At 42.8% G+C, this 24,683-nt stretch carries 25 protein-coding genes; 14 read left to right on the top strand and 11 right to left on the bottom strand.

The window, feature by feature from the left end:
* Nucleotides 1-17 precede the first annotated feature (17 nt).
* The 4 genes from AC4MBN_RS09345 to rnhB all read left to right on the top strand — a co-directional run bounded on the left by AC4MBN_RS09345 (nucleotide 18) and on the right by rnhB (nucleotide 2,659).
* On the top strand, nucleotides 18-1,019 hold the full coding sequence (locus AC4MBN_RS09345; protein ID WP_491880154.1) for an adenosine deaminase: 1,002 nt from the start codon (nucleotides 18-20) through the stop codon (nucleotides 1,017-1,019).
* An 82-nt stretch (nucleotides 1,020-1,101) separates the two neighbouring features.
* Nucleotides 1,102-1,446, top strand: coding sequence for a hypothetical protein (locus AC4MBN_RS09340; protein WP_491880153.1), 345 nt, complete (start codon nucleotides 1,102-1,104; stop codon nucleotides 1,444-1,446).
* Between the two features lie 184 nt (nucleotides 1,447-1,630).
* Nucleotides 1,631-2,011, top strand: coding sequence for a hypothetical protein (locus tag AC4MBN_RS09335; protein ID WP_208462779.1), 381 nt, complete (start codon nucleotides 1,631-1,633; stop codon nucleotides 2,009-2,011).
* Nucleotides 2,012-2,068: 57 nt separating this feature from the next.
* Entirely contained in the window at nucleotides 2,069-2,659 is a 591-nt protein-coding gene (rnhB, locus tag AC4MBN_RS09330) for a ribonuclease HII (RefSeq protein ID WP_004784204.1), read from the top strand.
* 79 nt (nucleotides 2,660-2,738) lie between these two features.
* Here the strand turns inward: rnhB and csrA are convergent, their stop codons facing one another.
* From csrA to alaS, 3 genes are all read right to left on the bottom strand, one after another.
* Nucleotides 2,739-2,996, bottom strand: coding sequence for a carbon storage regulator CsrA (csrA, locus tag AC4MBN_RS09325; RefSeq protein WP_004784202.1), 258 nt, complete (start codon nucleotides 2,994-2,996; stop codon nucleotides 2,739-2,741).
* 248 nt (nucleotides 2,997-3,244) lie between these two features.
* Complete coding sequence (locus AC4MBN_RS09320; protein WP_419365509.1) at nucleotides 3,245-4,525, bottom strand: aspartate kinase; 1,281 nt, start codon at nucleotides 4,523-4,525, stop codon at nucleotides 3,245-3,247.
* A 64-nt stretch (nucleotides 4,526-4,589) separates the two neighbouring features.
* Entirely contained in the window at nucleotides 4,590-7,283 is a 2,694-nt protein-coding gene (gene alaS / locus AC4MBN_RS09315; RefSeq protein WP_491880152.1) for an alanine--tRNA ligase, read from the bottom strand.
* Nucleotides 7,284-7,692: 409 nt separating this feature from the next.
* Between alaS and AC4MBN_RS09310 the strand changes: the two genes are divergently transcribed.
* Both AC4MBN_RS09310 and AC4MBN_RS09305 read left to right on the top strand, forming a co-directional pair.
* Complete coding sequence (locus AC4MBN_RS09310; RefSeq protein ID WP_419374644.1) at nucleotides 7,693-8,721, top strand: type I glyceraldehyde-3-phosphate dehydrogenase; 1,029 nt, start codon at nucleotides 7,693-7,695, stop codon at nucleotides 8,719-8,721.
* A 179-nt stretch (nucleotides 8,722-8,900) separates the two neighbouring features.
* Nucleotides 8,901-9,197 carry a hypothetical protein gene (locus AC4MBN_RS09305; protein ID WP_005236433.1) on the top strand — a complete coding sequence of 99 codons (297 nt, stop codon included), beginning with the start codon at nucleotides 8,901-8,903 and terminating at the stop codon, nucleotides 9,195-9,197.
* A gap of 36 nt (nucleotides 9,198-9,233) precedes the next feature.
* On the opposite strand, the gene AC4MBN_RS09300 is transcribed toward AC4MBN_RS09305, so the two are convergent.
* Together AC4MBN_RS09300 and AC4MBN_RS09295 are read right to left on the bottom strand one after the other, a co-directional pair.
* Nucleotides 9,234-9,533 carry an AzlD family protein gene (locus tag AC4MBN_RS09300; protein WP_419374643.1) on the bottom strand — a complete coding sequence of 100 codons (300 nt, stop codon included), beginning with the start codon at nucleotides 9,531-9,533 and terminating at the stop codon, nucleotides 9,234-9,236.
* Nucleotides 9,530-10,276, bottom strand: a complete 747-nt coding sequence (locus tag AC4MBN_RS09295; protein ID WP_491880151.1) for an AzlC family ABC transporter permease — start codon at nucleotides 10,274-10,276, stop codon at nucleotides 9,530-9,532. The genes AC4MBN_RS09300 and AC4MBN_RS09295 overlap by 4 nt, the downstream gene beginning before the upstream one ends.
* Nucleotides 10,277-10,749: 473 nt before the next feature.
* Between AC4MBN_RS09295 and AC4MBN_RS09290 the strand changes: the two genes are divergently transcribed.
* From AC4MBN_RS09290 to AC4MBN_RS09270, 5 genes are all read left to right on the top strand, one after another.
* On the top strand, nucleotides 10,750-11,916 hold the full coding sequence (locus AC4MBN_RS09290) for an ATP phosphoribosyltransferase regulatory subunit (protein WP_491880150.1): 1,167 nt from the start codon (nucleotides 10,750-10,752) through the stop codon (nucleotides 11,914-11,916).
* A 79-nt stretch (nucleotides 11,917-11,995) separates the two neighbouring features.
* Nucleotides 11,996-13,315, top strand: a complete 1,320-nt coding sequence (locus AC4MBN_RS09285; RefSeq protein ID WP_004784184.1) for an adenylosuccinate synthase — start codon at nucleotides 11,996-11,998, stop codon at nucleotides 13,313-13,315.
* Nucleotides 13,316-13,444: 129 nt separating this feature from the next.
* Entirely contained in the window at nucleotides 13,445-14,230 is a 786-nt protein-coding gene (locus tag AC4MBN_RS09280) for a M48 family metallopeptidase (protein WP_419374641.1), read from the top strand.
* Nucleotides 14,231-14,323: 93 nt separating this feature from the next.
* The gene (locus tag AC4MBN_RS09275; RefSeq protein ID WP_004784177.1) at nucleotides 14,324-14,632 is read left to right on the top strand and encodes a hypothetical protein; all 309 of its coding nucleotides are present in this window, start codon (nucleotides 14,324-14,326) and stop codon (nucleotides 14,630-14,632) included.
* Nucleotides 14,633-14,744: 112 nt separating this feature from the next.
* On the top strand, nucleotides 14,745-15,518 hold the full coding sequence (locus tag AC4MBN_RS09270) for a M48 family metallopeptidase (RefSeq protein ID WP_419365514.1): 774 nt from the start codon (nucleotides 14,745-14,747) through the stop codon (nucleotides 15,516-15,518).
* 140 nt (nucleotides 15,519-15,658) lie between these two features.
* Here AC4MBN_RS09270 and slyD read toward each other — a convergent pair whose 3' ends face one another.
* The 3 genes from slyD to AC4MBN_RS09255 all read right to left on the bottom strand — a co-directional run bounded on the left by slyD (nucleotide 15,659) and on the right by AC4MBN_RS09255 (nucleotide 19,092).
* Entirely contained in the window at nucleotides 15,659-16,141 is a 483-nt protein-coding gene (gene slyD / locus AC4MBN_RS09265) for a peptidylprolyl isomerase (protein WP_004784172.1), read from the bottom strand.
* Between the two features lie 136 nt (nucleotides 16,142-16,277).
* Nucleotides 16,278-17,564 carry an NAD(P)/FAD-dependent oxidoreductase gene (locus AC4MBN_RS09260; RefSeq protein WP_419374640.1) on the bottom strand — a complete coding sequence of 429 codons (1,287 nt, stop codon included), beginning with the start codon at nucleotides 17,562-17,564 and terminating at the stop codon, nucleotides 16,278-16,280.
* Between the two features lie 214 nt (nucleotides 17,565-17,778).
* Nucleotides 17,779-19,092, bottom strand: a complete 1,314-nt coding sequence (locus AC4MBN_RS09255; RefSeq protein WP_491880149.1) for a D-alanyl-D-alanine carboxypeptidase PBP6B — start codon at nucleotides 19,090-19,092, stop codon at nucleotides 17,779-17,781.
* A gap of 175 nt (nucleotides 19,093-19,267) precedes the next feature.
* Between AC4MBN_RS09255 and AC4MBN_RS09250 the strand changes: the two genes are divergently transcribed.
* Nucleotides 19,268-20,971: a M61 family metallopeptidase gene (locus tag AC4MBN_RS09250; RefSeq protein WP_491880148.1), complete on the top strand. Its 1,704-nt coding sequence runs from the start codon at nucleotides 19,268-19,270 to the stop codon at nucleotides 20,969-20,971.
* A gap of 72 nt (nucleotides 20,972-21,043) precedes the next feature.
* Here the strand turns inward: AC4MBN_RS09250 and paaI are convergent, their stop codons facing one another.
* The 3 genes from paaI to AC4MBN_RS09235 form a co-directional block, all read right to left on the bottom strand.
* On the bottom strand, nucleotides 21,044-21,436 hold the full coding sequence (paaI, locus tag AC4MBN_RS09245; protein ID WP_180004073.1) for a hydroxyphenylacetyl-CoA thioesterase PaaI: 393 nt from the start codon (nucleotides 21,434-21,436) through the stop codon (nucleotides 21,044-21,046).
* Nucleotides 21,437-21,606: 170 nt separating this feature from the next.
* Nucleotides 21,607-22,005 (bottom strand): hydroxyisourate hydrolase, encoded by a 399-nt coding sequence (gene uraH, locus AC4MBN_RS09240; RefSeq protein WP_419374637.1) that lies wholly within the window; start codon nucleotides 22,003-22,005, stop codon nucleotides 21,607-21,609.
* 31 nt (nucleotides 22,006-22,036) lie between these two features.
* The gene (locus AC4MBN_RS09235) at nucleotides 22,037-22,480 is read right to left on the bottom strand and encodes a GlcG/HbpS family heme-binding protein (RefSeq protein ID WP_491880954.1); all 444 of its coding nucleotides are present in this window, start codon (nucleotides 22,478-22,480) and stop codon (nucleotides 22,037-22,039) included.
* Nucleotides 22,481-22,654: 174 nt separating this feature from the next.
* Between AC4MBN_RS09235 and AC4MBN_RS09230 the strand changes: the two genes are divergently transcribed.
* Together AC4MBN_RS09230 and AC4MBN_RS09225 are read left to right on the top strand one after the other, a co-directional pair.
* Nucleotides 22,655-23,326, top strand: coding sequence for a heavy metal response regulator transcription factor (locus AC4MBN_RS09230; protein ID WP_491880147.1), 672 nt, complete (start codon nucleotides 22,655-22,657; stop codon nucleotides 23,324-23,326).
* Nucleotides 23,323-24,681 carry a heavy metal sensor histidine kinase gene (locus tag AC4MBN_RS09225; RefSeq protein WP_419374635.1) on the top strand — a complete coding sequence of 453 codons (1,359 nt, stop codon included), beginning with the start codon at nucleotides 23,323-23,325 and terminating at the stop codon, nucleotides 24,679-24,681. The genes AC4MBN_RS09230 and AC4MBN_RS09225 overlap by 4 nt, the downstream gene beginning before the upstream one ends.
* The last annotated feature ends 2 nt before the right edge of the window (nucleotides 24,682-24,683 follow it).

The following is a 24,683-nucleotide window of genomic DNA, read 5'->3' as shown; positions in this document are numbered from 1 at the left end:
TTTAATCAGGAGTAGCGATGAACCGTCTTGAATTGATTCAGGCCTTGCCAAAGGCTGAGCTGCATGTGCATATCGAAGGTACCTTTGAACCTGAGTTAATGTTTGCGATTGCACAGCGTAATGAAATTAGCATTCCTTATAAATCGGTTGAGGAAGTGAAGCAGGCTTATAATTTCCATAATCTGCAATCTTTCCTGGATATCTACTACGCGGGTGCCAATGTTCTGATTCATGAACAGGACTTTTATGATCTGGCCTGGGCGTATTTTGAAAAATGCGCAGATGATAATGTCGTGCATACTGAAATGTTCTTTGATCCGCAAACGCATACTGAGCGTGGCATTGCCTTTGAAACCGTGATTAATGGCTTGCAGAAAGCCTGTGATGATGCGAAAGCTAAATTAGGCATTACTTCACATCTGATCATGTGTTTCCTGCGTCATCTTAGTGAAGAAGCAGCATTTGAAACATTAGAACAAGCGCTGCCTTATAAAGATCAAATCATTGGAGTAGGGCTGGATTCAAGTGAAGTCGGGCATCCACCGTCTAAGTTTGAACGTGTTTTCGCCAAAGCACGTGAAGCCGGTTTTCTGGTGGTTGCACATGCGGGTGAAGAAGGTCCGGCAGAATATGTCTGGGAAGCTTTGGATTTATTAAAAGTCAACCGTATTGATCATGGCGTACGTTCTGAGGAAGATCCAGAATTGATGCAGCGTTTGATTGCAGAGAAGATGCCACTTACTGTTTGTCCTTTATCAAACCTAAAACTGTGTGTTGTGGATGATATGCAGCAGCATAATATCCGTCGCCTGTTGCAGCAGGGTGTGCATGTGACAGTGAATTCGGATGATCCATCCTATTTCGGTGGTTATATGAATGACAATTTCATTGCCATTGCTGAAGCTTTGGATCTAAGCAATGAAGAACTTAAACAGCTGGCAATCAATTCTTTTGAAGCTTCATTTATTTCTGATGCTGAAAAACAGAAATGGATCAGCCTGATTCAGGCACTCGCTTAAAATATCATTTCAGCAAATTTGTTAGCCCAAAGAGGGTAGAGTTCGCTCTGCCTTTTTATTTAATCTGATATATGAACCGAAGATGAAATTAAAATTCCTGTGGCCTGTTCTGGCTGTTAGCTTAATCAATCCTGCTTGTGCAGATACCTCAATGACTCAGAAAGCCCTGAAACCTGTGATTGAATATCAGTGTGGCCAAGAGCTGAAAGATTCCAAAGTCTGGAAAATGGGGACTTATTTCATGGCTGAAGCCAATAAACAGCATTTACAGCAAAAAGTATGTGGCTGTGTGGGTGAGCATGCTTTGCAAGGTGTGCCGGCCAAAACTCTGTTAAAAGCAACTGTTGATGAAGAAACCAAAAAGGAGCTAACCCGCAAAGCAATTGCCAATAGCTTAAAAGGCTGTATGGGTGAGTTTATCAATTAAGGATTTTTGGGTGCTGGCTTATCCAGACTTTACCTTTAGATTAGTAGTGAGTCTTCTTTCCTGTGATGGCTATGAGTCTGGCTGCGTGCAGATTAGACATCATGACTCATTTTTAGATTTCTTATTGCGATAAAATTCGGCACAATAGCCGCATATTTTAAAAGCTGAAAAAAGGATAAAATCCGTGAAAAAATTATTGGCTGTTGTTGCTCCATTAGCACTTGTTCTTTCTGCCTGCGTAGCACCACAAGGTACGGGTACAACCACTCAAGCAAGTACAGGTCAGCAGCTCGGTTCTGCAGCCATTAAAATTGCCATCAATGCAAAATGTGTCACTGAACTGAATAATATTCCGGCTTGGCAAACTGCAACACGTTTAATGACAGAAACACAAAAACAGAATATCCAGTCTGAAATCTGTGGTTGTGTGAGTGAAAAAGCACCACAGAATGTGACTGCGGTGGATTTGGCAACTGCAGCAATTGATCCGACAGCACGTGCGACTATTGTAGGCAATGTTGTTGCAAATACTATTAACGCTTGTGTGGCTGAAGCTGTAAACTAAGTCAAAATCAAATTTGAATAGGCTGACTGGTTCAGCCTATTTTTTATGGGAAATAAAATGAACATTGCTGGTGTAGATGAAGCAGGGCGTGGGCCATTAGTAGGATCGGTGGTCGCTGCGGCTGTGATATTGGATCCGAATAACCCGATTGAGGGCTTAAATGATTCCAAGAAGCTAAGCGAGAAGAAGCGCGAAAAACTTTTTATTGAGATTCAGGAAAAAGCATTGGCTTGGGCGATTGCTGAAGCTTCTGCGGCAGAAATCGACGAGCATAATATTTTGCAGGCCTCTTTACTGGCAATGCGCCGCGCTGTGGAAGCATTAAGCATTCAGCCGGAACATGTGCTGGTCGATGGTAACAAGATTCCTCAGGGCCTTGCGATGAGCTGTGATGCCGTCGTAGGTGGTGATGCCTTACATCCTGAGATTTCGGCAGCCAGTATTCTGGCAAAAGTGACCCGTGATCGCCAGATGGTGGAGATGGATCAAAAGTATCCGCAATTTGGCTTTGCCAAGCATAAGGGGTATCCGACCAAAGCGCATTTTGAAGCGATTGCCTTACACGGGGTGATTGATGAGCACCGTCGCAGTTTTGGGCCGGTGAAAAAAGTGCTGGCAGCGTTGCTTGATCAGCAGCAGGCGGGATAAAGTCTGATTATTTTGCTATGCAGTTGAAAATTAGACAAATTAAAAGCGGCTTAAAAGCCGCTTTTATAGCCATACAAAATTAACGGTTAAAGTTATTTTGTGTCTGGTTGTCATCTTCATAAGAAGAAGGCTGATAATCCTGGTCAATATGCTGAAGATGTTCATGCATTGCACGTTCATGCTGGATACGCTGGTAAATCTCTTCACGGTGTACAGAGACTTCTTTCGGAGCATTTACCCCAATACGAACCTGGTTGCCTTTTACGCCAAGTACAGTCACGCTGACTTGGTCTCCGATCATTAAAGTTTCCCCGACGCGTCGAGTCAAAATCAGCATGTTTCTCTCCTTGCAAAATGCAAAACCTGCAATCTATTGAATGTAATAAAAAAACACAACCTAAAATTATATAATTAATGTCTGAATAGAAAGTCCTGTCCATGAAATGAAGAGGTTAACTATCCAGACTGTTGAAAATCCTTAGGCTTAATATAACAGAGCCACTATAAAAAAAACTATAGTGGCCCTGCATTTTTGTAGAGATTTAATGAAATACTGTCAGACAATGACGGTATTTTGTAGTTCTCTTAAGCGCGTGTGCTAGATTCACCATATTCACGGTCTAAACCGAACGCAGTGTGAAGTGAGCGAACTGCAAGCTCAAGATAATTCTCTTCGATAATTACTGAAATCTTGATTTCAGAAGTAGAGATCATCAGGATATTGATGCCTTCATCAGCAAGTGCAGTGAACATTTTGCTCGCTACACCAGCGTGAGAACGCATACCTACACCTACGATCGAAACTTTTACGATGTCATCACGAGTTGCAACTTCACGTGCGCCAATCGCTTGAGCGGTTTCTTCAAGGATTTTTTTAGCTTTAGCGAGTTCACCGCGGTTTACAGTAAACGTGAAATCAGTTGTACCATCTTCTTCAACGTTCTGGATAATCATATCCACTTCGATATTGGCATTACCAATTGGTTTAAGAATTTTAGATGCAATACCTGGCTCATCTGGAACACCCAGAATAGTCAGTTTAGCTTCGTCGCGGTTGAACGCGATACCAGAGATAATTGGCTGTTCCATGTTGTCTTCCAGTTCAGTAGTAATAAGAGTTCCGACGTTGTTTTTAAAGTCTTCGTCAAATGCGCCATCATTGTCATTATCGAAGCTTGAGAGTACGCGTAGAGGTACTTGGTACTTACCAGCAAATTCTACTGAACGAATTTGCAGGACTTTAGAACCTAAAGATGCCATTTCCAGCATTTCTTCGAAAGAGATACGGTCTACTTTTTTCGCTTTTGGTGCAACACGAGGGTCAGTCGTATATACGCCATCTACGTCTGTGTAAATCTGGCATTCATCGGCTTTCAGGGCGGCAGCAAGTGCAACACCTGAAGTATCAGAACCACCACGGCCAAGCGTTGTTGTATTACCATCAGCATCAAAGCCTTGGAAACCAGCAACCACAATTACACGACCTGCATCCAGATTTTCAGTTAATACATCAGTATCAATTGATTCAATACGGGCTTTGGTAAATGAGCTGTCGGTTTTAATACCAACCTGGCGACCAGTCAAAGATTTAGCTTCAACACCGATCGAATTCAACGCCATTGCGAGCATGGAAATCGTTACCTGTTCACCCGTAGAAACCATTTGGTCAAGTTCACGTGGGTCAGGGGTTTCGGTAATGGCCTTCGCGAGAGCAAGCAGACGATTGGTTTCGCCACTCATTGCTGATACAACAACCACTACCTTGTGGCCGTGGTCATGCCAGCGCTTCACACGACGAGCAACATTGAGAATGCGCTCGGGAGTACCCATTGAGGTACCGCCATATTTTTGAACGATTAATGCCATAGTTGTTCCATATAAACCATGACCCTGATTTTCCGATCAGGGTCAGTTACACAAAATGAAGTTTTTATTTTGCTTCAAGCCAAGCTGCTAAATCAGCCATCACTGGAGCAAACTTCTCGTTAAGTGGCGCGCCACCTTGTGCCAAGTCAGGTTTACCACCACCTTTACCACCTAGCTCAGTTGCCAAGTGTTTGATGATGTCACCCGCTTTAATAGAAGCAGTAAAGTCTTTCGCTACAGATGCAATCAAGCTCACCTTGTCACCCTCTACACCTGCAAGAACAATGACTGCATTTTCTAATTTTGATTTCACACCGTCGTGTAGGTTACGTAATGCTTTCGCATCCATACCCTGAACAGTAGTGATCAGTGTTTTACGACCAGCAAGCTCTTGAACCTGACTTAAAAGTTCACCGGCTTGTAGGCTTGCCAATTTTTGATTCAATTGTTCAATCTGTTTTTGCAATTGATGCGCAGTGTCCACCACAGCTTCAACTTTTTCGACTGTTTGATGGTTCTGTGCTTTTAACAAACCATTGATATATTGAACATCACGGTCGACTTTCTGTACGGCTTCAACAGCTTTAGTACCGGTTACTGCTTCAATACGACGTACACCCGCTGCGACACCACCTTCAGACGTGATTTTGAACAGACCGATGTCACCCGTACGTTTTACGTGAATACCGCCACACAGTTCGATTGAGAAGTTTTTCTCGTCAATTACTGAACCCATAGATAATACGCGAACTTCTTCACCGTATTTCTCACCGAACAGCATCATCGCACCTTTGGCTTTCGCAGATTCGATGTCGAGCAGTTCAGTGGTTACAGCTGTGTTGGCAATCACTTCGGCATTGACAAGACGTTCAATTTCTTGCAGCTGTTCAAAAGTTACAGGTTGGTCGTTTGCAAAGTCGAAACGTAGAACGTCAGACGCAACCAATGAACCTTTTTGCTGTACGTGTGAACCCAGGATTTGACGTAGGGCAGCATGTAGCAAGTGAGTTGCAGAGTGGTTACGTGCAGTTGCAGCACGAATCTCGGCTTTAACCGTTGCTTCAACGTTTTGAGTAACTTTCAGGTTACCCATAGTCACGATACCTTGGTGTACGAACGCACCACCAGATTTTTTGGTATCTTGAACTTCGAAAATACCCGTATCGTTTTTGAAGATACCTGTATCACCGATTTGACCACCGCTTTCTGCATAGAAAGGAGTTTGGTTCAATACGATCAGTGCTTCGTCGCCTTCAACCACTTCGTCAACTTGCTCGCCATCTTTATAGATCGCGATGATTTGACCTTGACCTGCAGTTGCGTCATAACCTTCAAACTGAGTTTCGCCTTCAACTTTAACAACGCTGTTATAGTCGATTGCGAATTTACCTGCATCACGTGCGCGTTGACGTTGTGCAGCCATCTCTTTCTCAAAGCCAGCTTCGTCAATCGTTAAATCACGTTCACGTGCGATGTCGGCAGTTAAGTCAGTTGGGAAGCCGTAAGTGTCATAAAGTTTGAATACCACTTCGCCTGGAATCACAGAACCTTTCAGGTTCGCCAATTCACCTTCAAGCAATTTCAGGCCTTGCTCAAGTGTTTTAGCAAACTGTTCTTCTTCTTTCAGCAATGCAGCTTCGATACGTGCTTTGTTTGCTTCAAGTTCAGGATAAGCTGCGCCCATCACATCAATTAAAGGCTGAAGCATTTTGTGGAAGAATGAACCAGTTGCACCCAGTTTGTTACCATGACGAACTGCACGACGGATAATACGACGCAGTACATAACCACGACCTTCATTCGATGGGTTTACACCATCCGCAATCAGGAAGCAGCATGAACGTGCATGGTCAGCAACCACTTTAAGTGAAGCAGGGTATTCAACCGGTTTGTTTTCAGCTTGTGCTTTCGCTTCAATATCTGAAGTATCTAAACCAATAATTTCAGCAGCAGCTTTTAACAGGTTTTGGAACAGGTCGATTTCATAGTTCGAGTTAACATGCTGAAGAACAGCTGAAATACGCTCAAGGCCCATACCTGTATCAACAGAAGGTGCTGGAAGAGGGTGTAATACACTATCAGCAGTACGGTTGAACTGCATGAATACGTTGTTCCAGATTTCAATGAAACGGTCGCCATCTTCTTCAGGCGTGCCAGGCAGGCCACCCCAGATGTGTTCACCGTGATCATAGAAGATTTCAGAACATGGGCCACAAGGACCGGTATCGCCCATTGCCCAGAAATTGTCTGATGCGTATTTTTCGCCTTTGTTATCACCAATGCGGATAATACGGCTGGCATCTAGACCAACTTCTTTATTCCAGATATCAAACGCTTCGTCATCAGTGTGATACACAGTTACGTACAATTTGTCTTTAGGTAGCGCCAGCCATTTGTCGCTGGTCAGGAATTCCCAGGCAAATTTAATGGCATCACGTTTGAAGTAATCACCAAACGAGAAGTTACCCAGCATTTCAAAGAATGTGTGGTGACGAGCTGTGTAGCCAACGTTATCTAAGTCGTTGTGTTTACCACCTGCACGTACACATTTTTGTGAAGATGTTGCGCGAACATAGTCACGTTTTTCCAGACCCAGGAAGCAGTCTTTAAACTGGTTCATACCAGCATTGGTAAACAATAATGTTGGGTCGTTGGCAGGAACCAGAGAACTCGACGCGACACGTGTATGCCCTTGCGATTCAAAGTAGCTTAAAAAAGCTTCGCGAATTTCAGCTGATGTCATAAAACGAGTACTCACAACCAAGTCACTCCATAATTTCCGATTTGGCTAAAAACATCACAGTCTGACAAGAAGGTTGGTTCTTTGCTGCAATGCGGGGCTTAAATATTTAAAAACGCCAAATTATAACGGAAAATGCCTGTTCAACCAATGATTTTCATATTTATAGATCATAAAACTATAAGGAATGAATATTGGAAAAATCAGAAAAATGCCCTGCAAAATCAAAAGCTATTGTCATTACAGCAATTTATTTCAAATCTCGGTAACAGAAACTTCGCATTGCCTTTATTAAAGCATGAATTTTTCGATGAAATATTGGACATTCTGTGTAATTTTTAGTGGATTTAGCTGAATAGTTATCAGTCAGCTGGATAATTCCATTAATATAGGCGCACAAAGTTTTATGCCGCAGTAGGGAATGTCGATGCAACGTATCGCAATTAATGGTTTTGGACGAATCGGACGCAATGTGTTGCGTGCATGGTTTGAAAATCCGAAAGATTTTAATTTTGACATCGTTGCCATTAATGACGTTGCCGACGTTGAAACCTTATTGCATCTATTTAAATATGATTCTACTCATGGCCGTTTCCCGGGGCAGGTCGATCTGACTTATGAAGATGAGTATGCCTACCTGCATGTCACTTACCGCGATGCTTATCAGAAAGTTCAGGTGTTAAGACAGGCGAATCCGGTGGAAATGCCATGGCGGGAATTGAATATTGATGTGGTATTGGAATGTACCGGCCTGTTCCGTTCGCGTGAGGCTGCGACTCAGCATATTACTGCCGGGGCAAAACGGGTGATTATCGGTGCTGCACCATTTGATACGGTGGATGCCGCAATTGTCTATGGCGTCAACCATCGAGATGTCAAAGAAAGTGACCAGATTATTTCCAGTGTTTCCTGTACTACGCAGGCATTGGTACCGCTAGTCAAAATCATTGATGATGCCTTTGGGATTGAGACTGCACTGATGACTGAAATTCACGCGGTGACAGCGGATCAGTCTGTACTGGATCATGCCCATCGTGATTTAAGACGTGCCCGTGCTTCCGGGCAAAATATTATTCCAACCACATCTTCAGCTTTGGGTGCGCTCAAACGCGTAATGCCGAAGATGGAGAACCGGATTGATGGTTATTCGATTCGCGTGCCAACCATTAATGTAGCGGCCATTGATTTAACCTTTATCTCCCAGTCACCCATTACTGATCATCAGTTGAATGAAGTATTAATGAACGCTGCACGTCAGGATTTTGCTGAAATCATGTCTGTGACAGATGAGCCTTTGGTCTCTAGCGATTTTAATCATTCGCCTTATTCATTGATTGTGGATTTGACCCAGACCATGGTGGTGGGGCATCAAGCCAAAGTATTTGCCTGGTATGACAATGAATGGGGTTATGCCAACCGGTTACTGGATCTCTGTGATTCCTTTTATACACATTAAGCTATTTTGAAAGCATCCCAAATGGGGTGCTTTTTTATACAAGATTAAAAAATTAGAGGAAAATGAATAAGAACTTGGACGTAATTGATCGAAAAGCTCTGGATTTATGCCGAATATTTCTATGATCTGGATATTTTTTCGTTAAGATAAAGATAATTAAATGGAATAAGAGCAAGCACATGATGTTGATCTGGGGATTTATTATATTACTGACCTTGGCTGTGATTTTTTTGATCTGGCTGCAATTTAATAATAATGAGAGTTCACAAAGTGTGGAAGGCGTGCCAGTTGAGGAAAAAGTGGCGCATCTGGAAGAAAATTTAAAAAAGACCTTGGAAATTATGCAGGATCTGGCGAAAAAGATGCATGTGCAGCAGGAAGTACTGGATCAGACTACAGCCAAACTGCAAAAAGTTGAGCTGCAAAATGCAGAACTGGTAAATCTGCTCGCTAAAGTAGTAGAACCAAAGTCATAAGACTCTTTCATGCTGGCTTAGCCTTATATAAAGGATTTAAACCAGTAACGTTCTTAAAATAGCTGCCGAGGCCATGCTAATTAAAATGGTCGGCAGCATGCCAAAGCATGATGCAACGAATAGTGTCACCATTATAGCGATCAGATCAGCCGGATCATCTCGTAAAAAATATGGGGTGATCATCGAAATCAGTACGCAGCCTGGAATCACTTCCAGAATTTTACGCTGACGTTTGCTCAAAGTTTTATTTTTGAGTAGTACATATCCGAGCAGGCGGGTAGCATAAGTGGTTAGGGCAACCAGTATGATCGCGATTAAGGTATTCATCTGGATCATGCTTCATCCTCCTGAATTAGCCAGAAGGCAGAGGCAATTCCTGTAAATGCACCGATTAGTACGTACCAGTTGCCTGGTAGATAGCTATAAGCCAGTGCAGCACAAATAAAACTGATTAGCCAAGGTCTGGCTTCAGTAAAGCCTTTCCACATACCTTTCAGTAAGACCAGCATAATGGCGGGGAAAGCCATATCAAAACCAAAACGGTTAATGTCTCCTAGCACGGGTCCAAGCAGGGCACCGAGTGTCGTAAAGCCGACCCAAGCCAGATAAAGAACAATACATAGCCCGGCATAATAAGGCAGACTAAAAGCATATCGATAACCAAACTGTGCCAGTCGACGCTGTGCATCTGTCAGGCTTAAGGCCCAGCTTTCATCGACCATAAAAAATAATGCCGGAAAGATTTTTCGATTTGGAAGATGTCTTAAATAAGGCACCAGACTGGCACCGAGCAGAATATAGCGGCTGTTAATGAGAAAAGTAATAAAGATTAAGGTAAGCAGATGCGGTGGATCAGTCCAGGCTTCTAAAACTGCAAACTCGGAACCGCCAGTAAAGTTTAGCCCGGTCAATAAAGGCACTTCAAGCAGGCTAAAATCTTTTTGTGCTGCTGTTGCACCCAAAACCAGCGCCAGAGGAATTACACCTAATAATAAAGGTAGGCAGTCTTTCACACCACGCTGGAATTCACTCAGAGGAGTGGCATCAGAAGGCGTTATACGTGACTGAAAGGGAGGCATGAGATGATCGGGTTTTATTCTAGAAGGAGAAAGAAAGTTTATAAGAAATACTGGAGTCTTTGCAGTCCCTTTAAACTCTACCAGAATGATGCTGTTTTCTTGGTCATTTAAGTCTCCATATTGGGTTTTTGTATAGGATTATTTTTAAGCATCTAGTACTGGTATTTTATAAATTCTTACCCTTGGATAGATAAGGATTGAATCAAGAATAAGTTTTTCGTCATTGTTTTGGTCGGGAAAATATATTAGAAAATCAATTTGATATGTTGGTTATTAAATTTTATTCAGCCTATCTTCTCTTAATAAGAGGGAGATGATTTGGTTTATCTATCTAAGTCCTTTGTTCAGTCAGAGAAAATTATCAAAATTGCGATGCACAGCCTAAACGATCGTGCTAGACTAGGAGAAATCGGGTGTGCTCCCGATTTTTTTATGCGGTTTATTCCGCGCTGACAAGAATTTAGGTTTACAACATGCCCATTTCAGAGACATGGTTATTACCTGATGGTGTAGCTGATGTATTACCAGAACAAGCGCAAGTCATCGAAAGCCTGCGCCGTCAATCACTGGATTTCCTCGCATCTCGAGGTTATCAGCTGGTGTACACGCCATTTATTGAATACATTGAATCTCTATCTTCTCTCTCAGAATCGAATCAGGATTTAGACTTAGCCACTTTTAAAGTGATCGACCAGCTGTCTGGCCGTTTGCTTGGTGTGCGTGCCGATATGACACCACAAGTGGCTCGTATCGATGCGCATGTACATCCAGTGGAAGGTGTGGCTCGTTATTGTTATGCGGGTACGGTTTTACATACGAAACCTCAAGGATTTAATACCACACGTGCACCATTGCAATTAGGTGCAGAATTATTTGGTTCAGACAGCATTGATGCTGACGTGGAAATGGTTGACCTGATGATCAGCCTGATTCAGGAAGCAGATCTGGCCGACGGCATCCACCTTGACTTAGGTCATGTGGGGCTGTTCCGTAGCCTGATTGCACAAGCCGGTTTAAGTAAAGCAACCGAACGCCAATTGTCTGATCTTTATCAACGTAAAGCATTGCCAGAACTGGCTGAATTTACTGCAAATCTTAAGTTTGGTTCAGACTTTTATACGCTTGGCCGCTTTGCAAGTGACCTGGATGCTTTAAAAACGAATTTAAGTGCTGAAGTATTAGAAAATCCAGCCTTCAAACAGGCATTTGATGCACTGCAAACCACCAAAAATGAAGTTCAGGCACGCTGGCCGAATCTGCATATTGGGATTGATGTCGTCGAGTTACGTTCATACCATTATCACACCGGCCTGATGTATGCCGTTTATGCACCGAACCGTGCTGCTGCACTGGCACAAGGTGGCCGTTATGATGGCATTGGTGAGCATTTTGGTCGTGCACGTCCGGCAACCGGTTTCTCCTGTGACTTATATGCTTTAAGTGCAGGCAAGTTTGCTACAGCTAAAGTTGTGGTAGCACCTAAGGGTACAGATGCTGCGTTATTAAATGCGATTCAGGCAACCCGTGCACAAGGCTTAAGTGTAATTCAGTTATTAGGTAATGATGATTTAAACTCAGTACCGTATGCAACTCACCAGCTGGTGAATGTGGACGGTGAGTGGACCATCAAAACGATTTAATCGCTTTAATTGTTTTACTCAGTGTTCATGTCGCTGAGTGGGACTTTCAACTTTAACAGCATGATGTAATGAGGCTATTATGGGCAAGAATGTTGTGGTACTTGGTACCCAATGGGGCGACGAAGGTAAGGGTAAGATCGTCGACCTGCTCACAGATCAAGCGGCTGCAGTAGTTCGTTATCAAGGCGGACATAACGCAGGTCATACTCTCGTGGTTGGTGGTAAGAAAACTGTATTACACCTCATTCCATCAGGTATTTTACGTGAAAACGTATTGTGCTTAATTGGTAATGGTGTGGTTCTTTCACCTGAAGCGCTCATCAAAGAGATGGATATTCTTGAAAAAGAAGGCGTGCCAGTACGTGAACGTCTACGCATTTCTCCAAACTGTCCATTGATTCTTCCGCACCACATCGCACTTGACCAAGCTCGTGAGAAAAAACGTGGTAATGCGAAAATCGGTACAACTGGTCGTGGGATCGGGCCTGCTTATGAAGATAAAGTGGCGCGTCGTGCAATCCGTGTTGCTGACCTGGTACGTGGTGGCGAACATCTGAAAGCTCAGCTTGAAGAATTGCTTGAATACCACAACTTCCAATTGACTCAATTCTTCGGTGTTGAAGCAGTTAAAGTTGAAGACGTACTTGCGCTTTGCGACGAATGGCGCAAAGTGATCGAGCCTATGGTTATGGACGTGACTGGTGAACTTCACGCTTACCGTAAAGCTGGCAAGAAAATCATGTTCGAAGGTGCGCAAGGTTCATTGCTTGACGTTGACCACGGTACATATCCGTACGTAACATCTTCAAACACGACTGCTGGTGGCGTAAGTTCAGGTTCAGGTCTTGGTCCATTACACCTTGACTATGTACTGGGTATTACTAAAGCATACACCACTCGTGTAGGTTCAGGCCCATTCCCAACTGAGTTGGTGTATGACGCTGCAACAGATACAGGTGATGCAATTGGTAAACACCTGGGTACTGTAGGTTCAGAATTTGGTGCGTCTACTGGTCGTCAACGTCGTTGTGGCTGGTTCGATGCTGAAATCCTGCGTCGTTCAGTAGAAGTGAACTCACTGTCTGGTATTTGCTTGACTAAACTTGACGTTCTTGACGGTTTAGAAGAAGTGAAAATCTGTGTAGGTTACGAAGCTGCTGATTCTGGCTGTGTTGGTTCTTCTGATGCGCTTGCATTTGAAACTTTAAAACCAATCTACGAAACTATGCCAGGCTGGAAAGAATCTACTTTCGGTGCGAAATCACTAGATCAATTGCCACAAGCGGCAATTAACTATGTGAAACGTCTTGAACAATTGATTGAATGTCCAATCGACATCATTTCAACTGGTCCAGACCGTGAAGAAACCATTATTCTTCGCCATCCGTTTGATGCTTAATCCTTTAAGTTGAAAATGATAAAAACCCTGTGATTTCACAGGGTTTTTTATTTGGAAAAGCTTATAAAAATGATTGAAAACCTGTTTGGATTCTTTATGATGTTTTGACCTTATATATTTGAGAAGGTCATGAAATATAAAAATTTATTGGCGGGGATGGTCATTGCGACCACATTAACGGGGTGTACTACGGTTGCAGATTTGATGGGAGCTGATTCAGCTACATTAAATCTGAGTGCAGCACAAAGCTATAATCAGATGCTGACAGAGGCCAAGCAGAAACAGATTCTGGATACGACTTCTGCCACCTATAAAAAAGTAAACCGTGTTTTCCTGAAAATGAAGCCTTATGCGGATCAACTGAATCAGACCGGTCAGAAGTTTGACTGGCAAGTGGCGGTGATTAAATCCAACGAGATTAATGCTTATGTCGCACCAGGTGGCAAGGTGGTGTTCTATACGGGTATTGTTGATACACTAAAACTCACAGACGATGAAGTTGCTGCCATCATGGGGCATGAAATGGTGCATGCGCTTGAGGAACATTCAAAAAATAAGGTAGGAGCGCAAGCACTGACTGATCTGGCAGTAAGTATCGGTAGCAAGTATGTCGGGCAGTCCGCGGGTGGTTATGGTGGGCTACTGCTGGATATGGGTGCTCAATTTGGTGTGGGTTTGCCATTCTCACGTAATCTGGAAAGCCGTGCCGATAAAGGCGGTCTCATGCTGATGGCACGTGCGGGCTATAACCCGAATGCAGCGATTACGTTGTGGCAAAAAATGAATGCACAAGACAGCCGTGGTAATAGTGTCCTGAATAAATTTACTTCTACGCATCCAACGAATGATGACCGAATTGCAGCCTTGCAACAGCTGATGCCTGAAGCGATGACGGTATACAAGACTAAGAAATAATTTCGAAATTCAGGACTAAAGTCTTAACGGCAAGTGCTGTGCAGTGGCATGGCGCTTGTTAGAATAAAACAAAATAAAATATGAGTATGCAGGATGCATAAAAATATCTCGGGAACGATGTTCTATTCCTTGTTATTCGCGATGGGTGGCGCACCGACCATTGCGATGCTGATCATCCGTGCCCAAACTCAGGATCCTGACATTATTTATGGGGCATTCATTGGCTTGAGCGTGATCATTGCCTGTGTATTGGTACCGGTCATCTTGCTGCAGAATGCTTTTCTATTTTTTAAGCGTAAAAGTGAAATTTTAGAAGAAAAAATTAAACCTTTGTGTCATTTATATTTAGGTTTAAATATTGTCTGTCTGATTTATTGGCTTGCGATACAGTATTGGGGTTAAAATTACATAAAATATAACAAGATGAAGTAATTGTACATTTAGTTGCTCCAGCCTTTAACTTATAATTTTTTACAATGTAAATTAACCTTTTGCTTATGGTGGAGTCACTATAATGAAAAATAAATTCTTGTTAGGTATGGGCGCAGCCGCAGCCATTACTTTGTCTGGTTGTACAACTATTGCCGATATTGCAGGTGCAGATACTGCGACTTTAAATGCTTCAGCCAGCCAAAGCTACAATGCCATGGTGGCAGACGCTAAAGCGAAAGGTCAGCTGGATACCAGTTCAGCGACATACAGTCGTATTAATGCTGTTTTTAACCGTTTAAAACCTTATGCCAACCAGCTGAACCAGACAGGCACTGCATTCCAATGGCAGTTAGCCGTACTGAAATCTGATCAGGTCAACGCTTTTGTGGCACCTGGTGGTAAAGTGGTGTTCTATACCGGTATCGTGAACAAGCTGAATCTGACCGATGCTGAAATTGCAGCCATTATGGGTCATGAAATGGTCCATGCCCTGGAAGAGCACGCGAAACAGAAACTTGGTGCACAAGCCCTGACTGATCTGGCATTGGGCATAGGTTTAAATGCAGCGGGCGTAGGACAGGGTGGTGCTGCAGTGGCACAATTGGGTAGCCAGATTGGTATCGGCTTACCTTACTCACGCAATCTGGAAAGTCGTGCGGACCAAGGTGGTTTAACCCTTATGGCGCGCGCTGGCTATAATCCAAATGCAGCGATTACCCTTTGGGAAAAAATGAACAAGCTTGAAGGCGGCAGCACTGGCGTGACTTTCCTGTCTACTCACCCATCGAACAGTCAACGTATCGCAGCAATGCGTCAAAATCTGCCAACAGCAATGCAGATCTATAACAAACGTTAATGATTGCGTAATTTGAGTAGTTCGCGATTTTAATGATGAAAAGCAGGGCAGTAGTCCTGCTTTTTTTATATTTAAAATCTTAAGGCAATAAAAAAGGCAAAGTTTTCACTTTGCCTTTTTGTGCTAAAGACTGGGAAGTCTTAGTGGTGGTGACCACCTGCACCGTGTACGTGACCGTGATCAAGTTCTTCTTGAGAAGGTTCACGGATAGACACGATTTCAACTTCGAAAGTTAAATCTTGACCAGCAAGCGGGAAGTTAGCATCAACAACTACGTTGTCACCTTCAACTGCTTTAACAGTTACGATTTGAACGCCGTCATCAGTTTGTGCTTGGAATTGCATGCCTGCCTGGATGTTGTCTACGCCTTGGAACATTTGTTTAGGCACTTCTTGCACTAGCTCTGGGTTATATTCGCCATAGCCTTCAGCAGCAGGAACATTTACAGTGAATTTTTCACCAACAGTTTTGCCTTCTAAAGCTTTTTCTAAACCAGGGATGATGTTACCTGCACCGTGCAAATAGGCAAGTGGTTCACCTTGAGATTTGTCGAGAGTTTCACCCTCTGCGTTAGTCAATGTGTAGTGGAAAGAAACCACGAGGTTATTTGCAATAGCAGTCATATTAATTGATCCATTCAATTTTTTAAGGGTACATCATAAAGTGAAATTGTATTTTTGTAGACTAAAAATAGCAAAAAAATGCAATTTGACATGTTTAATGACGATTTTTTCATATATGAGGACAATATTTACAATTTCAATGCAATTTCAGCTTGGGTGCAATTTTTCGTGTAACAAAGTCTTTGGCAGTTAACAGGCCAGCATGGGTATAGCCATGAATAGTGGCCTGATGAATCCGGTACAGGGATACATACATAGATTTCGCGACAAAGCCTTGAACATTGACCTGACCCAATAATTCACCGACAGCGCTATTTTGACTTAAAGACACTAATGAACCTTTGTCAGAAAACTTGAACATCGGTAAATAGCTTTCGCCATTAATGCGTGCTTTTAAGGCTCTGACCAGAAAAGCAGCCTGCTGGCTGGCGACCTGCGCACGTGGGCCTAAAACCGGTTGATCTGCTTCAGGCTGACAATGAGCACAATCACCAAAAACGAAAATATCCGGGTCTGATAGAGTTTGCAGAGTTGCATAAACTTTTAGGCGATTAATGTTGTCTTTTTCCAGTTCTTTAAGTTTGGCCAGAACTTCAGGTGCTTTAATTCCAGCAGCCCAGACTTTAATTTCTGCTTCGAGGCTTGAACCATCAGCAAAATAAATCTGGTCTTCATCGACTTTAGCGACCCTATGACTGGTTAATACCTCAATACCTAGACGATCGAGTTGCTCCATAGTGTGTTCAGCCATTGTCTCAGACAGGGCAGGTAAGATCCGATCAGCAGCTTCAATCAAAGTGATTTTGACTTTATTTGGATCAATCTTGTTCAGACCATATTTAAAAAAGTTTTGTTTGGCGATCACCAGCTCGGCAGCCAGTTCTACACCAGTTGCACCGGCTCCAATAATGGCAATTTTAAGCTCACGGGAAGAGGTTTGATTTTGAGCATTGAGATAAAGATGTAGCAGATCCTGCTGGAAGACATCGGCCTGCTGGCGGCTGTCGAGAAAATGACAGTATTGGGCAACACCTTCCGTATTAAAATCATTGGAAGTAGAACCTAATGCCAGCACTAGCGTGTCATAGCTGATGTGTTTCTTCTGTTTAGGCTGGGCTTTTTTAGAAAAGTAATCTGTTTCCAGAATAATTTCTTTAGCCTCACGGTCTAGGTCAACAAATGTTCCCAGCACAAAGTGATAATGATGAGCCGCAGCATGACTAAAATAATTGGTTTCTTCTGCATGCGGATTAAGCGTACCTGCAGCAATTTCATGCAATAAGGGTTTCCAGATATGCGTCAGTTTCTGATCTACTAGGGTAATATGCGCTTTGCCACTTTTGCCTAAGGTTTCGCCCAGTTGAGTAGCCAGCTCCATCCCACCTGCGCCACCACCTACAATTACGATTCGATGTGCTGTCATATATTATTAACCTATTTATTTTTCTAATAAAAATAAGAGAAATTTAGACCAAATATACTATGGCATGGGCAGCAGGCCGTCTTGATTAGAATTGTTATACAAATTACAAAACGTAGCAATTATGTCAGGGGAGGTAAAATTGACGAGAGAAAAGGGAGAAATTTAAGGGGGGAGTTAGAAGGCAAATGAGAGGCCTTCTAACTGTATTCAGTGTTTATTTCTGGATTGGATAGAGTTTGGCACTTGGCGCACTTTCTGCAAAGATACCGAAGAAGCTGGATAACCAGCTCAGAAATTTCTGGAAGAAACTGGCTTCTTCAAGTTCCACCATATCTTCAATCTGGATGGTACGAATAAGCTGATTATTCTGATAGACATGAATCGTCGCTAATGGCATCACTTTGGCCATAGGTGCAATCAACTCAGAAGCAGTCATTTCTACATTGATATGAGTTTGGGTTTCATGGAGCGGTTCAATGCTTTGCATTACACCATCACCTGTATTCAACATCACCCGTTGATGGTTTTGATCGAACTGGTTCAGATCAATGGCATAATTCTGATCATATAAAGATGTCGTAATAATCTGCGGCTGCTTGGTCTCTACCTTAAACATTTTCAAAGTCGATTTGATCACTGGTAATTCAGCCAGTAGCTGTTTGTCTTTAATGGCGACTTCATTACGGGTATAGGTATATGCCAGATTCATCAACTTATGCGACACTTCAGCGCGTTTGGCAGCACTTTTGGTACCTAAAACCACCACGATCAAACGACGGTGGGGTAGTTCCATATCATAAGTCGGACGATTGGCGGTAAGCGCCAGGTTATAGCCGGCTGCGCGAGTAAAGCCTGTTTTTAAACCATCCACGCTTGAGTCCACTTGCAACACACGGTTAGTGGCACGGTGGAAATGGTTGTTATAGGTAAAACTTGGCTGTTTGGAATAATATAGATAGTCCGGAGTTTGATTGACTACAGCTGCCGACAAACGCGCCAGATCCGCTGCAGTAGAATAGTGCTCAGGCATGGTAATACCGGCCGGATTCTGGAAATGGGTATGAACCATACCTAAAGCTTTTGCTTCCCGATTCATTCGCTCGACAAAGCTTGGAATATCACCTGAAATTTTTTCTGCCAATGTCACAGCAGCATCATTCGCCGACATGATAATCAGGCCAGCTAGAAGCTGATCAATCGAAATCTGCTCACCTTCTTTCAGATACATTTGTGACTCATCCCACATCACTGTTTTCACAATCGGTGTTGCAGTTAATACTTCACTTTTATCTAATTTACCCGCCTGAATTTCCTTTAGTGCAATATAAGCCACCATCATTTTGGTGAGGGAAGCTGGTGCACGTTGAACGTCGGCATTGTGTTCGGCAATGACTTGGCCTGACTGTGAGTCAAGAATGGTCCAGGCTTCTGCTTCAACGCTTTCAGGCACAATATTTAGAAGGGCAGCATATGAAATTGCAGGCACAAACAGGCTGAGAACTGCAAGCAGTGAGATGATGTATTTCAAAGGTGTTCCTTAATAACCAACCGGTCGATGAACGATTTAATTTTCACGCATGCTATGCCTTTTTTTTAAGGATAGCTAGTCAGAAATGTAGACAAATGCGACAGCTAAGCAATACTGGCCTAAAAAATGCTAAGCTAAGCTATAACTCATTTATTTGTATTTTATATCGCCCATTATGTTGCATTATCAAATCGAATTTGACGATTATCGTCAGCATCTTATTCACGTAACTCTTCGCTTTTTAGCAGACCCAACACAAGTCCTTTCTTTACCGACCTGGATTCCGGGCAGTTACCTGATTCGCGAGTTCTCAAAGCATATTGAAGCAGTCAAGGCTTATGATGAGGATGGACGCCAGCTACAAATCCAGAAGTTTGAAAAGAATAAATGGCGTTTATTCAATACGGATCATGAACTGATTACTGTGGAATACGATGTCTACGCGTATGACCTGTCTGTTCGTGGTGCATATGTGGATCAAAACCGTCTCTATGTGAACCCGGCTTGTGCATGTTTGGGGTTGGAAGGTCAGGAACATAAAGAAATTGAAGTTGAAGTATTCCTGCCGGATGAGCTGAAACATTTCCAGCTTGCGACGGGTATGCAGGCCAAAAGTCTGGTCAAAGGTCGTTATACCTTAAAAGCTAAAAACTATGCTGAACTGATTGATGCGCCGTTTGAACTGGCAGAGCAGACCCGATTCAGTTTTGAAGCCAATGGCATTCCGCATGAGTTTGTGGTGTCAGGCAAACATGCGATGAATGAACAGCGTATGAAGCAGGACATTGAGAAAATCTGTGCGACAGAAATTTCCATGTTCGGTTCTGCGCCGTTTAATGATTATACCTTTATGACCATGGCAACCGGTAACAGCTATGGCGGTCTGGAGCATCCGAACTCAACCAGTCTGATTACACCGCGTGATGACTTTCCTAAAGTAGATGAGCCTGAAGAGCCATCGAAAGATTATCAGCGTTTCCTTGGCCTATGTAGTCATGAGTATTTCCATTCATGGTTAGTGAAATTTATTCGTCCAGAAAACTTCGTGAATTATGATCTAAATAAAGAAGGCTATACCTCTTTGCTTTGGATCTTTGAAGGGTTTACGTCGTATTATGATGACCTGATTCTGCTACGTAGTGGCGTGATTAATCAGGAATCTTATATTGCATTGCTCAAAGCGCAGATTGACCGTTATTTGCAAAACCCGGGACGTTTTATTCAGTCAGTATCTGAGTCTAGCTTTGATGCCTGGGTAAAATTCTATCGTCAGGATGAAAACTCAAATAATGCCGGTACCAGCTACTACAATAAAGGCTGTTTAGTTGCACTTTGTCTGGATCTAGGTTTACGTCTGCGTGGCTCAAGTCTGGACGCTTTGATGCGTAAGCTATATGAAAATACGCAAAATGGCATTCAGGTCAATGAACGCACTATTTTCGAATTGTGTCAGGAATTGACTGGTGATAACTGGTTAGAACAGATTAATCACCTGATCAATACTACTGATGAATTGCCATTAGATCAGTTATTACCTGAATTTGGCGTGAGCTATACGCTGAAAAATGACAAGTCATTACCATTTGGTTTGAAACTTGTAGATAAGCCTGAAGGTGTGCTGGTTCAGTCTGCACGTCGTGATGGAGCAGGGGTGAAAGCGGGCCTTTCAGCGAATGATGTGATTGTGGCGATTGATGGACTTAAAGCAACGACGAAACTTGTCGAGAAATATGCGAAACAGGAAGGTACTTATACTGTCCATGCATTCCGTCGTGATGAGCTGATGACTTTTGACGTTCAAAATGGTGGTTCTGAACTGACTGAAGTTGAATTGAAAGTTGAAGATCAAACTAAAGCTGAGAAATGGTTGAAAGCTTAATTTAGCATTTGCTGTTTTAAAAAACCGGTGTTGATGCACCGGTTTTTTTTATTGCATTAAGTTTTAGAATAATTATTTAACGATCAGTCGTGAGGTTCCACGGAATTCAGCCACGATTTGATCTTCCTGATTCAGGATCTGAATATCGTAAATCCCACTGCGACCGCTACTGGCTTTATGTTCAGCTATGGCGGTAAGGGTATCACCGAGCAGTGCCGGTTTCAGATAATGAATACCACAATGTTGGCCGACTGCTGGGTATTCGCCGGTATTGCAGGCAATGGCAAATGCAGCATCAGCTAATGCAAAAATCACAGCGCCGTTACAGGTCTGATGTCCCTGTAAATGTTGTTCAGACACTTTAAGTTCAATCTTCGCATGATTGTGGTTATAGGAAATTAGATGTGCACCGAGATACTGAATTAATCGGTCCTGATTAAACATCTGGTTCACTTGCTGATCCATTGCAGAACTCCTTTTTTGGATACACTTTGTTTTAAAAATATTAATTATGTGAATCATAAATAACATTCCAGGAGATAAATAACAAGCGAAAGCCAGATGAATGATGAAATGCAGCTGTTTTACACATCAAAATAAAGCGCCATAGAAATGACGCTTACAGAAACTAAGAATTAGTTACCACGATAGGTTGAATAGCCATAAGAGCTCAGTAATAACGGAATATGATAGTGCTCTAGAGTACCGTCAATCGTAAATACCACAGGTACTTCAGGGAAGAAGGTACGTTGATTATTGGCTTTAAACCAGTCACCGGTTTTGAAGGTCACTTTATAGATGCCTTTCTGTAAAGCTGTATCTTTAGGATAAAACTCTTTGATACGGCCATTGGCATCTGTTTTTAACTCATTCAGTTTTACCCACTTGTCACCTTGTTGAGCTTCCAGAATCACCGTGACATTGGCGGAAGGCAGACCAGTTTCCTGATTCAGCACATGCACACTTAAAGGATTCTGTGCAAAAGAAAAGCTTGCTGTCGTTGCTAGAAGAGTACCAAAAATAATTTTTTTCATTTGTCTGTTCCTACTCTAGAGATGGATAAAATTAAAGTTGTTTTAAAGTATGTTGAATGCCTTGTACGGCACACTGATGATCCTGTTCAGAGCCACCAGAGCCTGCAACGCCAACAGCGCCAATGAGCTGGTTTTTATAAACCACAGGTACCCCGCCGCCAAGCAATAACAATTCATCCAAGGTATTTAAATTCTGTGCATCTGGGTTCTTTTGTGCATGACGCATAAAATCCAATGTACTTGTCTTAGTCGAGTATGCAGTAAAGGCTTTACGCTGTGATGCAGTTAAATTGTGAATTCCGACAGATTCATGCCGTTGGCTGGCCAGAACATTGCCGCCTTGATCCAGTACTGTGACTGCAGCGGGTTTGCTGGCTTTCTGACAAGCCTGCATGACGTTCTCAGCAAGTTGGTTTGCTGTGCTTAATTCCATAATATAGGCCGTTTTTAATTCAGCATGGCTTAAGCTGACCATCGCCAAGCTCGCTAGATATAACAATATTTTTCTCTGATTCAATCTGCTTCTCATGATACTGTTCAATCATATAGAAATTGAGAAGATCATAATCAAAGAATTGAAGCCCATGGATGACAATCAGATTACCAATTTGTAATCTTTGCGCTGTATGAAATTGATTAAACTCAGCCCATGCATATTTTAATTGTAGAAGATGAAACCAAAATTGCCGGCTTCTTGGCCACAGGCTTAAATGAATCCGGCTACCAAACTACACAGGTGGGTAATGGCCTGCATGCCTTATCGGTGCTGGAACAGCAACCGATTGATCTGGTATTGCTGGATGTGATGCTGCCCGACCTGGACGGCTGGCAAGTCCTCAAAACCTTGCGTACTTTCTCTAAAGTTCCCGTACTCATGCTGACTGCCAAAGATCATGTGCTTGACCGGGTCAAAGGATTGGAACTGGGTGCAGATGACTATTTAACCAAGCCTTTCTCTTATATCGAACTTTTGGCCCGAATCAAAAGTTTGCTGCGCCGTGTACCTCGAACTGAACATGAGGTGTATCAGGTGGCCAATTTAGAGCTGAATCGTTTAACCCGGGAAGTATTTCGAGACCAGCAAAAAATTGATCTTACCCAAAAAGAGTTTGCGCTTTTACAGTTGCTGATGGAACACCAGTCTGAAGTTTTAACCCGTACCCAAATTGCTTCACTGGTCTGGAATATTAATTTTAATACTGACACCAATGTCGTTGATGTTGCTGTACGCCGATTACGTTCTAAAATTGATGACCATTTCAGTCCAAAACTTATTCATACGGTACGTGGTATGGGCTATAAACTGGATGTGCAAGCATGAAAATGCATTTGGGCACACGTCTCGGCATCGCCTTTGGTCTCATTTCCTGTATCGTTTTTCTAAGCATCGGCGGGTTGTCCTATCATAATATGCAGCAGATGGTGCAACAACAGCAGGATGAAGCCTTGGCCTTGCGGATTTCCAGGATTGAAATATTTCTGGCTGATCAGCAAAGCTTTCAGGTGCTGATCGAACATCCAGAGCTTTATGAGAATATGCTTGGACAGGAAGATAATTTACTGATCCTTAAAAACGCGCAGAATACATTAATTGATATTAATCCTCTAAATATCGCGATTCCTCTATTGGATTATCATACCAAGCTGAATTATCAAAATAATAAGCTTGAACAACCCACGACCCGTTTGGCATTTAAGCAAGTGAAGTTTAATGGACAGACTTATCAACTGATTGCCGGTAAGCAACTCATAGCAGGGCAACAGGTTTTAAAGCATTACTTGATAAAATTAGTGATATACACTCTGCTTGGTATTATTTTATCCACCTTGTTAGCCTGGCTGATGGGACACTATCTATTGCGATCCATGCGTCAGTTAATTTACGCGACTCAGCAGATCAGTGTGCAGCAGTTGGATCAGCGTATCAAGTTGCCAGCCCGGACTATTGAGGTGCAGCAATTAACAGAGGCCGTGAATGCCATGCTGAACCGAATCCAGCAAGGCTATGAACAGCTGGCCCGATTTTCTGAAGATATTTCTCATGAATTACGAACGCCCCTAAATAACTTGATGGGGCAAACCCAGATTGCCTTGTCGAAGTCACGCAGTCGCGATGAATTAGAAAATCTGCTGTATTCTCATTTGGAAGAATATGAACGTCTGACCCAGATGATTGAAAACATGCTGTTTATTGCTCGGGTGGAACATGGTCAATATCAGATAGAAAAACAGACACTAGAACTGAGCCAGATCATAGGGGATTTGCTGGCATATTTTGAGTTCTTGGCAGAAGAAAAAAATATATCTATTTATACGGATATTCCGGCTCAACTGAATATATCTGCGCATCCGGAACATCTGCAACGTGCGCTTGCCAATATACTCAGCAACGCAGTGCAGTATGGAAAGGAAAATGGTGAGATCAGAATCACGGCGATGACTACAGAAAATAGCTGCCGGATTGATGTACTGACAGCAGGTGTACATATTGGCGAACAGCATTTAGTCCATCTGTTTGAACGATTTTATCAAGTTGATAGCAGCCGGCATCAAAAAGCCCAAACGGGTGGTTTGGGCTTGGCGATTGTGCAGTCGATTATGCAGTTGCATCAGGGGGAAGTTCAGGTGAATAACCATCCTCAAGGTGTGGTTTTTAGTTTGATCTTCCCGATCTAAGC

Source organism: Acinetobacter sp. CAU_H_60 (assembly GCF_058599385.1).
The sequence above is the reverse complement of the archived record's forward strand: the minus strand, read 5'-3'. Positions and strand labels throughout refer to the sequence as shown.